General features: G+C 70.3%; 9 protein-coding genes. 7 read left to right on the top strand and 2 right to left on the bottom strand.

The window, feature by feature from the left end; genetic code table 11:
* The first annotated feature begins 199 nt into the window (after nucleotides 1-199).
* Together QM788_RS02440 and htpG are read left to right on the top strand one after the other, a co-directional pair.
* Nucleotides 200-1,324, top strand: a complete 1,125-nt coding sequence (locus tag QM788_RS02440) for a 3-deoxy-7-phosphoheptulonate synthase (RefSeq protein ID WP_415659881.1) — start codon at nucleotides 200-202, stop codon at nucleotides 1,322-1,324.
* Between the two features lie 77 nt (nucleotides 1,325-1,401).
* Nucleotides 1,402-3,282 carry a molecular chaperone HtpG gene (gene htpG / locus QM788_RS02435; protein ID WP_415659880.1) on the top strand — a complete coding sequence of 627 codons (1,881 nt, stop codon included), beginning with the start codon at nucleotides 1,402-1,404 and terminating at the stop codon, nucleotides 3,280-3,282.
* 46 nt (nucleotides 3,283-3,328) lie between these two features.
* On the opposite strand, the gene QM788_RS02430 is transcribed toward htpG, so the two are convergent.
* Nucleotides 3,329-4,114, bottom strand: coding sequence for an SDR family NAD(P)-dependent oxidoreductase (locus tag QM788_RS02430; RefSeq protein WP_415659879.1), 786 nt, complete (start codon nucleotides 4,112-4,114; stop codon nucleotides 3,329-3,331).
* 233 nt (nucleotides 4,115-4,347) lie between these two features.
* Between QM788_RS02430 and QM788_RS02425 the strand changes: the two genes are divergently transcribed.
* Both QM788_RS02425 and QM788_RS02420 read left to right on the top strand, forming a co-directional pair.
* A complete protein-coding gene (locus QM788_RS02425; RefSeq protein ID WP_415659878.1) occupies nucleotides 4,348-4,908 on the top strand; it encodes a GNAT family N-acetyltransferase in 561 nt (186 codons plus the stop codon).
* Between the two features lie 177 nt (nucleotides 4,909-5,085).
* Nucleotides 5,086-6,054 (top strand): tripartite tricarboxylate transporter substrate binding protein BugD, encoded by a 969-nt coding sequence (locus tag QM788_RS02420; RefSeq protein WP_415659877.1) that lies wholly within the window; start codon nucleotides 5,086-5,088, stop codon nucleotides 6,052-6,054.
* A 36-nt stretch (nucleotides 6,055-6,090) separates the two neighbouring features.
* Here the strand turns inward: QM788_RS02420 and QM788_RS02415 are convergent, their stop codons facing one another.
* Entirely contained in the window at nucleotides 6,091-7,002 is a 912-nt protein-coding gene (locus QM788_RS02415) for a glycerophosphodiester phosphodiesterase (RefSeq protein WP_415659876.1), read from the bottom strand.
* 146 nt (nucleotides 7,003-7,148) lie between these two features.
* Here QM788_RS02415 and QM788_RS02410 point away from each other — a divergent pair, with 146 nt between their 5' ends.
* From QM788_RS02410 to QM788_RS02400, 3 genes are read left to right on the top strand one after another with little or no spacing between them, the layout of a single operon-like run.
* A complete protein-coding gene (locus QM788_RS02410) occupies nucleotides 7,149-8,492 on the top strand; it encodes a GH1 family beta-glucosidase (protein WP_415659875.1) in 1,344 nt (447 codons plus the stop codon).
* A 10-nt stretch (nucleotides 8,493-8,502) separates the two neighbouring features.
* The gene (locus tag QM788_RS02405; protein ID WP_415659874.1) at nucleotides 8,503-9,510 is read left to right on the top strand and encodes a LacI family DNA-binding transcriptional regulator; all 1,008 of its coding nucleotides are present in this window, start codon (nucleotides 8,503-8,505) and stop codon (nucleotides 9,508-9,510) included.
* Between the two features lie 40 nt (nucleotides 9,511-9,550).
* On the top strand, nucleotides 9,551-12,478 hold the full coding sequence (locus QM788_RS02400) for a TonB-dependent receptor (RefSeq protein WP_415659873.1): 2,928 nt from the start codon (nucleotides 9,551-9,553) through the stop codon (nucleotides 12,476-12,478).
* Nucleotides 12,479-12,506 lie beyond the last annotated feature (28 nt).

Genomic DNA, 12,506 nt, shown 5'->3' with positions numbered 1-12,506 from the left:
GGTTTGCGCGGCGCCGAAAGCACCCGCGCCCGCACGTGCTAGATTCCGCCCCCATGTCCCGCGCCGCCTTTTTCCGCTTTTGGTTTTTTCCCCGCCCCGGCGGTGGAGAGTCCTGAGCGCGCGCGCTGAACCCAGAACTCCCCAGGAACCGCCGGGCCCGCAAAGCCCGGCGGTTTTTTTGTTTTCCAGAGGTGCCCCGATGAATGCCCAGCCCCAGACCACCGAACCCGAAGCCCAGCGCTGGTACTCCCAGGACGACAAGACCAGCGCCACCGACGACGAGCGCATCCTCGACATCACGCCGCTGCCGCCGCCGGAGCACCTGATCCGCTTCTTCCCGATCCGCGGCACGGCGATGGAGGGCCTGGTCAGCCAGACGCGCCAGCGCATCCGCCGCATCATGAGCGGCGAGGACGACCGGCTGCTGGTCGTCATCGGCCCCTGCTCCATCCACGACCCGCAGGCCGCGCTGGAATACGCGCGCCGCCTGAAGGCCGAGCGCGAGAAATACGCCGGCACGCTGGAAATCGTCATGCGCGTGTACTTCGAGAAGCCGCGCACCACCGTCGGCTGGAAGGGCCTGATCAACGACCCCTACCTCGACGAGAGCTACCGCATCGACGAGGGCCTGCGCATCGCCCGCCAGCTGCTGCTGGAGATCAACCGCCTGGGCGTGCCGGCCGGCAGCGAGTTCCTCGACGTGATCTCGCCGCAGTACATCGGCGACCTGATCGCCTGGGGCGCCATCGGCGCGCGCACGACCGAGAGCCAGGTGCACCGCGAGCTGGCCTCGGGGCTGTCCGCGCCGATCGGCTTCAAGAACGGCACCGACGGCAACATCAAGATCGCCACCGACGCCATCCAGGCCGCCGCGCGCGGCCACCACTTCCTGTCCGTGCACAAGAACGGCCAGGTCGCCATCGTCGAGACGCGCGGCAACGCCGACTGCCACGTCATCCTGCGCGGCGGCAAGGCGCCGAACTACGACGCGCAGCACGTCGCCGCCGCCTGCGCCGACCTGGAGAAGGCCCGGCTGCCGCAGCGCCTGATGGTGGACTGTTCGCACGCCAACTCCAGCAAGCAGCACCAGCGCCAGCTGGACGTGGCGCGCGACATCGCCGGCCAGCTGCGCGAGGGCGGCCGCAGCATCTTCGGCGTCATGGTCGAAAGCCACCTGCACGACGGCGCCCAGAAGTTCACGCCGGGGCAGGACGACCCGGCCCAGCTGCAGTACGGCAAGAGCATCACGGACGCTTGCCTGGGCTGGGACGACTCGCTGGCCGTGCTGGACGTGCTCAGCGAGGCCGTCACCGCGCGCCGCTGACCGCATCCCGCCTCTTGAACCCGCCACGCGCGGCCCCATCTGGGCCGCGTTTCGCTTTTCAGACCCCTTCACCCGCCATGACCAAGCAAACCCACGCCTTCCAGGCCGAAGTCAAGCAGATCCTGCACCTCGTCACGCACTCGCTGTACTCCAACAAGGAGATCTTCCTGCGCGAGCTGGTCAGCAACGCCAGCGACGCCTGCGACAAGCTGCGCTTCGAGGCGCTGGACGACGCCGCGCTGCTGGAGGACCAGCCCAACCTGGAGGTGCGCGTCAGCTTCGACGAGCAGGCCCGGACGCTGACCATCAGCGACAACGGCATCGGCATGAGCGCCGACGAGGCCGCCGCCCACCTGGGCACCATCGCCAAGAGCGGCACGCGCGAGTTCATGGCCAAGCTCGAAGGCGACCAGAAGAAGGACGCCCAGCTCATCGGCCAGTTCGGCGTGGGCTTCTACTCGGGCTTCATCGTCGCCGACCGCATCACCGTCGAGACCCGCCGCGCCGGCCTGGCCGCCGACCAGGGCGTGCGCTGGAGCAGCGAGGGCACCGGCGAGTACGAACTGGAAACCATCACCAAGGCCGGCCGCGGCACCGACGTGATCCTGCACCTGCGCGAGGGCGAGGAGGAGTTCCTGAAGACCTGGCGCGTCAAGTCGACCATCGCCAAGTACAGCGACCACATCTCCCTGCCCATCCTGATGCGCAAGGAGACCTGGGACGCCGAGGCCGCCAAGCAGGTCGTCACCGACGAGTGGGAGCCGGTCAACAAGGCCTCGGCGCTGTGGTCGCGCAGCAAGAGCGACATCACGCCCGAGCAGTACGAGGAGTTCTACAAGCAGATCAGCCACGACAGCGAGGCGCCGCTGGCCTACACGCACAACCGCGTGGAGGGCCGCAGCGAGTACACGCAGCTGCTGTACATCCCGGCCAAGGCGCCGTTCGACCTGTGGAACCGCGACAAGCGCGGCGGCGTGAAGCTGTACGTGAAGCGCGTCTTCATCATGGACGACGCCGAGGCGCTGATGCCGGTCTACCTGCGCTTCGTCAAGGGCGTCATCGACTCGGCCGACCTGCCGCTGAACGTCAGCCGCGAGCTGCTGCAGGAAAGCCGCGACGTGCGCGCGATCCGCGAGGGCTCCACCAAGCGCGTGCTGGGCATGCTGGAGAGCCTGGCCAACAGCGAGGACGCCGCCGAGCGGCAGAAGTACGCCGACTTCTGGAAGGACTTCGGCCAGGTGCTGAAGGAAGGTATCGGCGAGGACCACGCCAACCAGGAGCGCCTGGCCAAGCTGTTCCGCTTCGCCTCGACCCATGCGGACGAAGGCGTCGGCCTGGCCGACTACCTGGGCCGCATGAAGGAAGGCCAGGAGGCCATCTACTACATCACCGCCGACTCGCTGGCCGCCGCCAAGCACAGCCCGCAGCTGGAAATCTTCCGCAAGAAGGGCATCGAGGTGCTGCTGCTGGTGGACCGCGTGGACGAGTGGATGCTGTCCCACCTCTACGAGTTCGAGGGCAAGCCGCTGCAGTCCGTCGCCAAGGGCGCCATCGACCTGGGCAAGCTGCAGGACGAGGACGAGAAGAAGCAGGCCGAGGCGGTGGCCGAGCGCCTGAAGCCGCTGCTGGACAAGCTCCGCGACGCGCTGAAGGACCGCGCCAAGGACGTGCGCGTGACCACCCGCCTGGTCGACTCGCCGGCCTGCATCGTCGTGGAGGAAGGCGACGTCAGCGGCCACCTGGCGCGGCTGCTGAAGCAGGCCGGCCAGAACGCGCCCGAGTCCCGGCCGACGCTGGAGATCAACCCCGAGCACGCGCTGGTGAAGCGGCTCGACGGCGATGCCCGCTTCGACGAACTGGCGCAGGTGCTGTTCGACCAGGCCGTGCTCGCCGAAGGCGGCCACCTGGACGACCCGGCCGCCTACGTGCGGCGGGTCAACGCGCTGCTGACCGCCTGACCGCCGGGCGCGGCCGGCCGGCGCTGCTGGCCGGCCCGCCCGCCCGTCAGCGCGGCGCCTGGACGCCGCCCAGGTGCATGCCGCCGTCCAGCAGCACCAGCTCGCCGGTCACCGTGCTCGCGCCGGCCAGCCAGACGATGGCCTCCGCCACGTCCTCGGGCGTGCAGGCGCGCTGCAGCGGCACGCCGGCCTCGTAGGCCTTCAGGCCCGCCTCGTAGCCCGCCTGCCCGACGCCCTGCACGAACCAGCGCGACGTGATCAGCCCCGGGCACACCGCGTTCACCCGCACGGCCGGCGCCAGCGCGCGGGCCAGGTGCAGCGTCATCGCGTTGATCGCGCCCTTGGACGCGATGTAGGGCAGTGACGAGCCCACCCCCAGCGCCCCGGCCACCGAGGACACGTTGACGATGCAGCCCTGCACGGCCTTCAACGACGCCACGCAGGCCCGCACCATCTGGAAGCTGCCCAGCGCATTCACCGCCAGGATGCGCTGGAAGGTCTCGGCCTCCAGCGACTCCCATTCGGCCGCCGGGCCGAACACCGAGACACCGGCGTTGTTCACCAGCAGGTCGATGCGGCCCCAGCGCGCCAGCGCGGCGGCGGCCAGCGCGCGGCAGTCGGCGTCCTGCGACACATCGCCCCGCACCGCCAGCGCGTCGGCGCCCGCGGCCCGGCAGGCCGCGGCGCTGGCCTGCGCCTCGTCGGCGCTGCGCGAGTAGTTGACGAGCAGGTCGTAGCCCCGGCCGGCCAGCATCAGCGCTGCGGCGGCGCCGACGCCCGTGCCGCCGCCGGTGATCACCGCGACCTTGCGTGCGGAAGTGGGGGTGGCCATGCCTCGTCTCCAGGAAACCGTGGAGCGCGCAGTCTATGCCCGCCGGCCCGGCCCGGCCGCCCGCGCGCCGGCCCGGTGCTGGCACGGTTTTTGTGACAGGAATGCGACATTCCCCCGCTGGCGCGGGCTTCCCGCTCCGCCAGCTCGCCGCTAATCTCCTAGGGTTTCCACCGAGTTTCGTGTCCATGGTCCAGAGTGAGTTCAGCGAGTCCGCTGCCGCCGTACCGGCAGCCATGGTCACCCCCCGCCTGTTGCTGCGCCCGCCCGAAAGCAGCGATCTCGACACCCTGGCGGCGCTGTACGCCGACCCGGCCGTCAACCGCTTCTGCGCCACCGCCCCGCCCCACGGGCGCGAGGCCGTCGCCGCGCAGCTGCGCGGCTGGATGGCGCACTGGCAGGCGCACGGCTTCGGCCACTGGGCCATCGCCGAGCGCGCGCGGCCCGACGAGCTGATCGGCTTCGGCGGCCTGATGCACCGCAGCGTGGCCGGCCACGCCGGGCTCTACCTCTACTACCGGATCACGCCGCAGGCCTGGGGCCGGGGCCTGGCGTCGGAAATGGCGCAGTACGCCTTCGAACAGGCCTTCGGCCAGCGCCGCGAAAGCGCCGTCGTGGCCGCCGTGCTGCCCAGCAATGCGCCCACGCGCAAGACGCTGGAAGCCCTGGGCCTGCGCCTGAAGGGCGCGCTGGCCGATGGCCCCGGCAGCGCCGCCGCGCTGCTCTACGAGCTGCGCGCCGACCGCTGGGCCAGCCTGCCGCGCTGCGCGCCCGAGGCCATCGCCTTCGCCGCCTGACCCCCCGGGGCGCGGAACGCACCCATCTGGTGCATCCCGCCCCGGCCTCGTGGAAAGCCTGATGCCGGCCGGGCGCCGCGGCCACCACACTGCGCGTCGATGCAGGCCCGCCGCCCCGGCGGCCTGCCCCACGACGGACAACTCGTCGAAGACCGTCACCCACCCTGGAGACTCTTGATGCGCATCTCGTTCCTGCTCGCGGCCGGTCTGGCCGCCTGCCTGCCCGCCCTGGCCGCCTACCCCGACAAGCCCGTCACCGTCATCGTGCCCTTCACGGCCGGCGGCCCCACCGACAAGGTCGCCCGCGACCTGGCCGAGGCGCTGCGCAAGCCGCTGGGCGCGACGATCATCATCGAGAACGTCGGCGGCGTCGGCGGCACGCTGGGCGCCAACCGCGTCGCCAAGGCCGCGCCCGACGGCTACACGCTGCTGCTGCACCACATCGGCATGGCCACCGCGCCGGCGCTGTACCGCACGCTGCCCTACAAGTCGCTGGAGGACTTCGAATACCTCGGCCTGGTCAACGAGGTGCCGATGACGCTGATCGGCCGGCCCACGCTGCCGGCCAACAACTACGCCGAGCTGGCTCGCTGGCTGGAGGCCAACAAGGGCAAGGTCAACCTCGCCAACGCGGGCGTGGGCTCGGCCTCGCACCTGTGCGGGCTGCTGTACCAGTCGGCGCTGAAGACCGAGATGACCACCGTGCCCTACAAGGGCACCGCGCCGGCCATGAACGACCTGCTCGGCAGCCAGGTCGACATCATGTGCGACCAGACCACCAACACCACCGGCCAGATCGAGGCCGGCAAGGTCAAGGCCTACGCGCTGATGTCCGGCAAGCGCCTGGCCAGCGGCCCGCTGGCCAAGCTGCCGACGGCGGACGAGTCCGGCCTGAAGGGCTTCAACCTCACCATCTGGCACGGCGTGTACGCGCCCAAGGGCACGCCCAAGGCCGTGGTCGAGAAGTTCAACGCGGCGCTGCGCGTGGCGCTGAAGGAGGCCGAGTTCACGAAGCGCCAGGAGGCGCTGGGCGCCGTCATCGTCGGCGACGACCGCGTGACGCCGGCCGGGCACAAGAAGTTCGTCGAGGCGGAGATCAACAAGCTCACGCCCATCATCAAGGCGGCCGGGCAGTACGCCGACTGACGGCGCAGCAACGCCGGGGCGCGCGCCGGTGGCGCGCTACCCCTGGCGGCAGGCATGCCGGGCCAGCGGGAAAAAGTCCAGGCGGTCCGTGATGAGGCCGTCCACGCCCAGGTCGATCAAGCGCTGCGCCTCCGCCACGTCGTTGACGGTCCACGGGATCACGCGCAGGCCGGCCTGGCGGTATGCGGCCAGCATCTCCGGCGTCACCTGGCCATGGTGGGGCGTCACCGTGTCCGTGCGTAGGCGCCGGGCCGTGGCGATGCCGTCGCCCGCATCGCTGAGCAGCGGCGACAGGCGGTACGCGGCACCCTGCGCCCTCAGGGCCTCCAGCAAGCCGATGTCGAAGGACTGCAGGAGGATGCGTGAGGCATCCCAGGCGCTGGCCCGGACGGCCTGGAGCACCAGGGCGGCGTAGCGCTCCCGGCCTGGGTAGCGCTGCGGCGAGGCCGGGTCGTACTTGAGCTCGATGTTCAGCCCGACCGGGCGGCCCCGGGCCGTCACGCGGCCGCCGAGGGCCCGGAACACCTCCGGCAGGGTGGCCACCCGCTCCGCGGCGCCGGGCCTCGCGCCGCAATCGAAGGCCTGGGCCTGGGCGGCCGTCAGGTCGCGGATGAAGACCCGGCCCGCCAGCGCCCGCCCCTGCGGGTCGCGGCAGTCGGCGCGCATGAAGGCGTCGTGCGCGACGATCAGGTGGTCGTCGCGGCTGACCTGCAGGTCCAGCTCGACCATGTCGGCGCCCCTGTCCACGGCGCGCTGGAAGGCGGACACCATGTTCTCCGGGCGGTCATCGCTGCCGCGGTGCGCATGCAGCTCCAGCCGGTTCAGCACGGCGCAGGTGGGGGCCGCGGGCTGCACGGCCCCGGAGCCGGCCGCGCAGCCCGCGGCCAGCAGGCCGAGGCAGGCCGGGAGGCCGAGGAGGCTGCGGGAACGAGGGGGCAGGCGCTTCATGCGCCCAAGGTAGCACGCACCGGACTGATGCCCTGCCGCCACACAGTCGGGTAACTACGCTGTCGATGCGCCAGGCTCGCCGGTAAAAATCCATGTAAACGTTTACATGATGCGGTAACCCGGTTCCGGCCAGCCGCACTCCACGGATGAGACAACCCTTCCCACCCGGCTTCCTCTGGGGCTGCGCCACGTCCGCCTACCAGATCGAGGGCTCGCCGCTGGCCGACGGCGCCGGCGTCAGCAACTGGCACCGCTTCGTGCGCACGCCGGGCCGCGTGCTCGGCGGCGACACCGGCGACATCGCCTGCGACCACTACCGCCGCATGAAGGACGACGTGGCGCTGATGCGTGACCTGGGCCTGACGGCCTACCGCTTCAGCATCGCCTGGGGCCGCGTGCTGCCCGAGGGGCGCGGCCGGGTCAACGCGGCCGGCCTGGGCTTCTACGAACGCCTGGTGGACGAACTGCTGGCCGCCGGCATCACGCCGATGGCCACGCTCTACCACTGGGACCTGCCCGCCGCGCTGGACGACCGCGGCGGCTGGACCCACCCCGACATGCCGGACTGGTTCGCCGACTACGCGCAGGTCTGCTTCAAGGCGCTGGACGACCGCGTCAAGCTCTGGGTCACGCTGAACGAACCCTGGGTCATCGCCGACCAGGGCTACATGCACGGCGCGCTGGCGCCGGGCCACAGGAGCGCCTATGAGGCGGCCCGGGTCGCGCACCGGCTGATGCAATCGCACGCCAAGGGCGTGCAGGCCTACCGCGCCACCGGCAAGCACCAGATCGGCCTGGTCGTCAACATCGAGCCCAAGCACCTGCCGCCCGACGCGACCGAGGCCGACCGGCACGCCGCGCGGCTGGCCGATGCCTACATGAACCGCCAGTACCTCGACCCGGCGCTGCTCGGCCGCTACCCCGAGGAACTGCGCGAGGTCTTCGGCGAGGCCTGGCCCGACTGGCCCGCCGCCGAGGTCGAGGCGCTGAAGGTGCCGGTCGATTTCCTGGGCCTGAACTACTACACCCGCGCCGTCGTCCGCCACGACGCCCAGGCCTGGCCCGTGCCCGTTGCGCCGCAGCGCCAGCCTGGCGGCATCTACACCGAGACCGGCTGGGAGCTGCACCCGCAGAGCCTGGCCGACACCCTGGTGTGGATGCACGAACGCTATGGCGGCCTGCCGCTGTACGTCACCGAGAACGGCGCCGCCTTCTACGACCCGCCGGCCGCCATCGACGGCCGCATCGACGACCCGCTGCGCGTGCACTACCTGCGCACCCACATCGCCGCCGTGAATGACGCACTGGCGCGCGGGGCCGACATGCGTGGCTACTTCGCCTGGTCGCTGTTCGACAACCTCGAATGGGCGCTCGGCTTCGCCAAGCGCTTCGGCCTCGTGCACGTGGACTTCCAGACGCTGGCGCGCACGCCCAAGGCCAGCGCGCGCTTCTTCTCGGAAGTCATCCGGGCGCACGGCGCCAATCTCTGAGCCGGCGACGATGAGCAGCGCCCCCGCCACGATCAAGGACGTCGCCCGGGCAGCGGGCGTGTCGGTGGCCACCGTGTCCCGCGCGCTGAACGGCGCCGAGAACGTGCTGCCCGACACCCGCCAGCGCATCGTGGACATCGCGCGCGAACTGCGCTACGTGCCGTCCGGCGCGGCGCGCAGCCTCATCACGCGCCGCACCGACACCGTCGGCGCGCTGCTGCCCGACCTGCACGGCGAGTTCTTCTCGGAACTCATCCGCGGCATCGACCAGGCCGCCCGCGCGCGCGGGCTGCACCTGCTGCTGTCCAGCTCGCACGACGACGCCGACGAAGCCGCCGCCGCGCTGCGGGCGATGAACGGCCGCGTGGACGGCCTCATCGTCATGTCGCCGCACGCCGACGACGACTTCCTGTCGCAACACCTGCCGCCAGCGCTGCCGGCCGTGCTGCTGAATTCCGGCGTGCGCAGCCCGATGCAACGCGTCTTCGCCATCGACAACTTCGGCGGCGCGCGCGAGATGACCCAGCACCTCGTGCGCAGCGGACGCCGCCGCATCGCCTTCCTCGGCGGGCCGGCCAGCAACTTCGAGGCGCGCGAGCGCGAGCGCGGCTACCGCGCCGGCCTGCCCGCCGGCATGCCGCCCTGGCTGCTGGAAGGCGACTTCTCCGAAGACGCCGGCCTGCGCGCCGCGGCGACCGTGCTGGCGTTGCCGGCGGCCCAACGGCCCGATGCCGTCTTCGCCGCCAACGACATGATGGCCATCGGCCTGCTCGGTGCATTGCAGGTCGCAGGCCACCGCGTGCCCGACGACATCGCGCTCGCCGGTTTCGACGACATCCCCATCGCCCGCTACGTCAGCCCCGCGCTGACGACGATGTGCGTGCCCATCGCGGCGCTGGGCGAGCAGGCGCTCGACGCGCTGGCCCAGACCTTCGAGCACCCCAGCGCCGCCGCTGCGGCGGCCACCGTCGTGCCCGTGCAACTCGTCGTGCGCCGCTCTTGCGGGGCCAAGACCTGATCGCGCCCTTCGACATGACCCACCCATAACAGGAGACAACGTGAACAGCAGCAGATCCCACCGACGCTTCCGCCATCACGCGCTGACCGCCGCCGTCGTGCTGGCACTGGCCGGCACGGCCGTGCAGGCACAGATGACCGGCGCCACCGTGCGCGGCCAGATCACCGCCGCCGGCACCAACGCCCCCGCCGGCACCGACGTGGTGGCCATGAACAAGGCCAACGGCAATACCTACCGCACCAAGACCCAGGCCGACGGCAGCTACGTGCTGCTGGGCCTGAGCCCGGGCACCTACGAGATCCGCGTGGCCGGCGCCGCGCAGGGCAGCCCCGTCACGCTGTCGGTCGGCGAGAACGCCACGCTCGACCTGGCCAGCGACACCAACCAGCTGGGCACCGTCGTCATCACCGGCAACGCCTCGCGCCAGGGTGTGCGCGACACGCAGGTCAGCACCATCGTGTCGAACAAGATGATCGAGGCGCTGCCGCAGATCACGCGCAACTTCCTCTCGGCCGTCGACCTCGCACCAGGCGCGCGCTTCGAGACCGGCTCCGACGGCAGCACCCGCATCCGCGGCGGCGCGCAGAACGAAGACAGCGTCAACGTCTTCATCGACGGCGTCGGCCGCAAGAACAACATCCTGCGCGGCGGCGTCATCGGCCAGCAGCAAAGCCAGGGCAACCCGTTCCCGCAGGGCGCCATCGGCGAATACCGGGTGCTGACGCAGAACTACAAGGCCGAGTTCGACCAGCTGACCTCGCTGGGCATTGCCGCGGTCACCAAGTCCGGCACCAACGAGTTCCATGGCGACGTGTACGTGAACCGCACGGGCTCCAACTGGCGCGCCTACAGCCCCAAGGAGCGCGAAGCCGAAAACGCCGGCACGCCGCGCCCGTCGTTCAAGCAGATCGAGAGCGGCTTCTCGCTGGGTGGCCCCATCGTCGAGGACAGGCTGCACTTCTTCCTCGCCTACGACGGCAAGTCCATCGACCGCCCGGTGCAGACCATCGGCAAGAACTTCGACAAGTACCCGGCCTCGCCCGGCATCATTTCGCAGCTGAAGGCCGAGCAAGGCCCCTACACCCGCAAGTTCCAGGAACACCTGCTGTTCGGCAAGCTGTCGGCGCAGATCGACGACGAGCAAAAGCTCGACATCAGCTTCACGGTCCGCGACGAGGACGCGAAGGACCTCATCAGCAACGATGGCATCGCCGCCGCCAGCACCGAGAACAACAGCAAGACGACCGAGAACCGCCTGGACCTGGCGCACGAATGGTCGCGCGGCCCATGGCTGAACGAGGCCAAGGCCGGCGTCTCCAATTCGCGCTGGAACCCGCACTCCACGACGGGCGCCACGCTGTTCCGCTACAAGTACTCGCCGTCCAATGCGCTCAACAACTCGCAGGACATCCTCTGGTCGGGCGGTTCCCCCGACCAGCAGGACCGCAAGCAGGGCGAGGTCTATTTCAAGGACGACCTCAGCTACACCGGCCTGAAAGACCACGTCATCAAGGGCGGCGCGCAGCTCAAGCTGATGAAGTACCGGCTCGGCGGCACCCAGTACGGCGTCGCCGCCGTCAACGTGGTGGTGGACCAGACCACCGGCCAGCCGTACTACGCCGACGGCGCCTGCACGGGGACCAACGTCGCCAGCAACGGCCTGCAAAGCGACCAGTGCCAGATCACCCGTGCGGCCGCCCCCATCGACGTGAACTTCAACAACCAGCAGTACGGCCTCTACCTGCAGGACGACTGGTCCGTCACCCGCCAACTCGACATCTCCTTCGGTGCGCGCTGGGACTACGAGAGCAACATGCTCAACAACGGCTATTCCACGCCTGCCAGCATCGTGACGGCGCTGCACGGGCTCGACGGCCGCACCATCGGCGGCATCACGGCGCCGGCCGGCCAGACGTATGCGCAGTCGCTGGCCCTGGGCGGCGTCAACATCGACGACTACATCGCCACCGGCAGCTCGCGTCGCGCGTACAAGGGTGCGCTCGCGCCACGCCTGGGCTTCTCCTATGACCTGACCGGCGACCGCAGCACGGTGGCCTACGGTGGCGTGGGCCGCAGCTACGACCGCACGATGGCCAACCAGGCCCTGCAGGAACTGCAGCACAACGCCCAGGCCAACGGCGAGATCTGGCTGATCAAGAACGACTACAAGATGCCGTTCGCCGACCAGTTCAGCCTGGGCCTGCGCCAGGCCCTGGGCGAATGGAACGCCGATGTCTCGGTGTCGCGGCAGCACGCCAAGAACCAGTTCGTCTGGTTCAGCGGCAACCGCGATCCCAACGGCGGCTGGGGCACGCAAAGCTCCATCGACCCGCTGTGGGGCGGCCCCAGCGGCCATGGCAACCTGATCCTGGGCGACACCGTCGGCGAGATCAAGACGACCAGCCTGTTCGTCAAGCTCGACAAGCCCTATACGGCCGCCAGCGGCTGGAGCGCCACGCTGGCCTACACCCATGCCAAGGGCCGGACCACCAACAAGGAATGGGCCACCGACATCTTCGACTGGACCTATGGCAAGGGCTCGCACGGCTTCAACCCCTCCGTGCTGACCGCCAAGGACCGCCTGGTGCTGGCCGGCTTCACCGACCGGCTGCCCTGGGGCCTGGGGCTGTCCGGCAAGTGGACCTGGGACACCGGCAATCCGCGCCGCATCACCAACTGCGGGGCCGGCTGGAACCAGTGCGTGTACCTGGAGGGCAAGGCCGGCAACTTCAGCCAGTTCGACATGGGGCTGTCCAAGGACATCCACGTCGGCTTCGGCTCGCTGCGCCTGCGCGCCGACGTCCTCAACCTCTTCAACCGCGCCAACTGGGGCTACTACGACGACTGGGGCGGTGGCCCGGGCAACCCGCAGAACGAACTCGGCGGCGACAACGCCGGGCTCGGCAAGGCCAACGGCTTGCGCGGTGACATGCGCACCTACAAGCTGACGGTCTCCTACAGCTTCTGACCGCTCAGCCCCATGGCGGCGCGCGACA

Origin of the sequence: Roseateles sp., assembly GCF_047654785.1 — a bacterium.
GTDB lineage: Bacteria > Pseudomonadota > Gammaproteobacteria > Burkholderiales > Burkholderiaceae_C > Pelomonas.
This window is presented reverse-complemented; position numbering and strand designations above follow the sequence as displayed.